Raw genomic sequence first — 3,648 nt, 5'->3', positions numbered from 1 at the left:
TTTGAGGCTCTTGTGGCCCACCACAAACAACTCGAAATGTGGGCGGAACACTGTGCGGAAAACTTCGAGAACCGCGCTGCGTTGGTTGGTGCGGAGATAGCCCGGATTGATGGCCGCGCTCTCGATGCCATGGACCTTTACGAACAAGCCATCCGTTCGGCACAGGCAAACGGCTTTGTTCATAACGAGGCGCTCGCCAGAGAGCTGGCGGCGCGCTTTTACGCCGCGCGCGGCTTCGAACAAATCGCGCACCTATATTTGCGAAACGCCCGGGACTGCTACCTGCGCTGGGGAGCGGACGGAAAGGTAAGACAACTCGATGCGATGTATCCGCGCCTCAGAATGGAAGGGCCCGCACCTGGTCCGACAAGCACAATCGCAGCGTCTGTCGATCAGCTCGACCTCGCAACGGTGATCAAGGTTTCGCAGGCCATATCGGGCGAGATCGTGCTGGAGAAGCTGCTCGAAATGCTTATGCGCACGGCGCTCGAACAGGCTGGCGCCGAACGCGGCTTGTTGATTTTTTCACGCGGAGCCGAGCAGCGGATCGCCGCCGAAGCCACGACCGATGGCGATATGGTGGCCGTGCATCTGCGCGACGAGGACGTGGCTGCGACAGTGCTGCCGGAGTCGGTGCTCCACTATGTCCTGCGTACCCGGGAAAGCGTTATTCTCGACGATGCTTCATCTCATAATCTATTTTCTGCCGATCCCTACATCGTTGAAAGTTATCTCCGTTCTATTCTCTGTTTGCCGTTAATCAACCAGGGAAAGCTTACAGGCATTCTCTACCTGGAGAACAATCTGACACCCAGAGTCTTTACGTCCGATCGCGTCGCTTTGTTGAAGGTGCTTGCGTCTCAGGCGGCGATCTCGCTCGAAAATTCGCGACTTTATCGTGACGTCGCAGATCGCGAAGGGAAGATTCGGCGTTTGGTCGACGCCAACATCATTGGGATCCTCATTGCCGACCGCGAAGGTCGAATTCTTGAAGCCAATGACGCGTTTCTACGTATCGTAGGATATGACCGTGAGGACTTGGTTTCGGGCCGCGTGCGCTGGACCGAGCTGTCCCCGCCCGAATGGCGCGACCGCGACATACTGACTCAGGCAGAACTGTCCTCAACCGGGATAGTTCAGCCCTTCGAGAAGGAGTATTTTCGGAAAGACGGCAGCCGCGTTCCTGTGCTTATTGGCGCCGCGATGTTCAAGGAAGGAGGTGACAAGGGCCTCGCATTCGTGCTCGATTTGACCGAACGCAAACGTGCCGAGGAGGCGCTCCGTGAAAGCGAGCGAAGTTTGCGCTCTGCGATTGACGGGATACCGGGCCTCGTTGCGGTCTTGGCCCCGAATGGTGACCTCGAAGCCGTAAATCGTCAAATCTTAGAGTATTGCGGCCAGTCACTGGAAGAGCTGAGGAACTGGGGCACAAACGGAACGATAGATCCCGATGATCTTCCCCATCTCGCTGAAGTCTTCACAAAATCGATCGCCGCCGGCGTTCCCTTTGGGACCGAAGCACGCGTGAAGCGCTTCGACGGCGAATTTCGTTGGTTTGAGATCCGCGGCATTCCGGTCCGGGATGCCGCCGACCGCATTGTTCGCTGGTATTCTCTGCTGACCGACACCGAAGATCGCACACAAGCGTTGGCGCGGTTGCAGCAGATGCAGTCAGACCTTGCCCACATCAACCGCGTGAGCATGATGGGAGAGTTAGCAGCTTCGCTCTCACACGAAATTCTGCATCCGATCGCTACCGCGCGCAACAACGTCCGTGCAGGGATGCGCTTTTTGGAAATGAATCCGCCAAACCTGGATGAGACCAGGGAAGCGCTCGCTTGCGCTGTCAGGGACACGGACCGAGCCAAGGATATCGTCGGACGGATGCGTGATCACATCAAGAAAGCGCCTCTGCGAAAGGAGCGTTTTGATCTCAATTCGGCTACCCGTGAAGTGATTGTACTGGCGCAAAGCGTGATCCGCAGGAATGGCGTTTCGGTCCAGACTCGGCTTGCAGATGGACCGCTTCCGGTTATGGGGGATTGCGTTCAGCTGCAACAGGTCTTGCTGAACCTGATACTGAACGCGGCTGAAGCAATGGGCTCGGTAGAGGAGGGGGCAAGAGAGCTGTTGATCAGCACCGAGCGGGATCAGGCAGGCGCCCTCGTGGCCGTGCGCGATTCCGGGCCGGGCATTGATCCGGCGCATCTCGATCGGGTCTTTGATGCCTTCTACACCACGAAGTCCAGTGGAACCGGGATGGGGCTCTCGATATGCCGCTCCATCATCGAAGCTCATGGGGGCAAGCTATGGGCGGAAGCAAACGAGCCTCGGGGAGGTGTATTTCAGTTCACCTTGCCAGGCACCGACGGCGAACTCACGAGTCCGCTTCTGGTAGGCCACCGGACCTCAGAGCTGCGCAAACGCATTGGGTGAGATGCTCTTCGTCAACTGGCTTGCGCAGGTAGCACACGACCCCGTCGTTCAAGGCGCGAGTTCGGTCAACATCATTGGGGAAGCGGTCACGAGAATTGTCGGAATCGCGTGGCCCGTGTCGATGAGGCGTCGATAGAGCTCGAACCCAGTCATGACAGGCATGTGGATGTCGGTGATCAGACAGGCTGTTTCGGCGAGGCGCGGGGACGCGAGAAACTCGGTTGCAGATGAAAAAATGGCCCAACGATCTCATGAGCCTACACATGAACTCACGAAAGGACCGATCATCTTCAACGACCGAAACCAGTACCTTTTTCATCATGCCGCCTATGGCCATTCGCTGGACCCGTCGTGCGGGCAGCCAATTATCCCATTCTAGTGACGCTCCGCATCGAATTGCTTGATATCTGACAGAATGCCACCAGTGTGCCGCCTGTGCCCCGTAAACTGTGGCTTCTCTGGACGATGATTGCGAAGCCAATCCGGCACGGCTTGTGATCGAGGCTTCCGCCGGACGAAAGCAGTCGCGGGATTGCGGCGGGTGCGATCGCTGTTGCAGATGCAGCGGCCGCCGCGTCACTGGTGGCGCGAGGGCGGCTTGACCTGCCCGAGAGACGCTCGCCCCGATAGCGTAGGATCGCGTCGCGGGCGAGCCGGTTCGGCTAAAGTTGACGATCGGCGAGAGGCCGGAGAGGTGAGCGAGGGGCCCGTGTCCGTAGTCGTCGTCGCCATCGAGATCGACAATCCTCCGCTTGCGGACCGGATGGCTTCGTTGCTCGGCGATGGCAGTGCGCGATGTGGCGCATGTCGACTCGCCGCCTTCAGGAACGCCTCGAAAAACCGCTGTGCCGCGTCGAGCCGCGCCCAGCCTAACGGGAGTCTCTGCAGATGCGGCTGGTGGCATTCCTCGCTGCGGCATCACGCGGCGCGGCGGCAATAATGATCGTCTATCGACTCCATGGCGAGAGGTGATTTCCCTCGCCGGCGTTGCAAGGTCATTCTGCAAAGCATAGTCGTACCGAAACTTTCAGGGCCGCCACCGAGACGCGATGCGCGATGCCAGATTGAGAAGCCAGGAGGCTCGATATGCAAAGCAACGACGTAAACGGAGCCGCGGTGAATGATAAAGAGGCCGCCTATTTCGGTGTGCCGTGGGAAGATGCCTACGGATACGCACAGGCGATCAAGGTTGGTGACACGATCCATGTCTCC

The 3,648-nt window shown here is 58.5% G+C and carries 2 protein-coding genes; one reads left to right on the top strand and one right to left on the bottom strand.

Annotation, left to right across the window (positions count from 1 at the left end; all coding sequences use genetic code 11):
* Window positions 1-2,436, top strand: a 2,436-nt coding sequence (locus tag JQ553_RS34100; RefSeq protein ID WP_212504458.1) for a PAS domain S-box protein, incomplete at its 5' end; no start/stop codon positions are given.
* Between the two features lie 48 nt (window positions 2,437-2,484).
* Here JQ553_RS34100 and JQ553_RS34800 read toward each other — a convergent pair.
* Window positions 2,485-2,613, bottom strand: a complete 129-nt coding sequence (locus JQ553_RS34800) for a hypothetical protein (RefSeq protein WP_312015230.1) — start codon at window positions 2,611-2,613, stop codon at window positions 2,485-2,487.
* Between the last annotated feature and the right edge of the window lie 1,035 nt (window positions 2,614-3,648).

Origin of the sequence: Bradyrhizobium lablabi (genome assembly GCF_018131005.1) — a bacterium.
GTDB lineage: Bacteria > Pseudomonadota > Alphaproteobacteria > Rhizobiales > Xanthobacteraceae > Bradyrhizobium > Bradyrhizobium lablabi_D.
The sequence above is the reverse complement of the archived record's forward strand: the minus strand, read 5'-3'. Positions and strand labels throughout refer to the sequence as shown.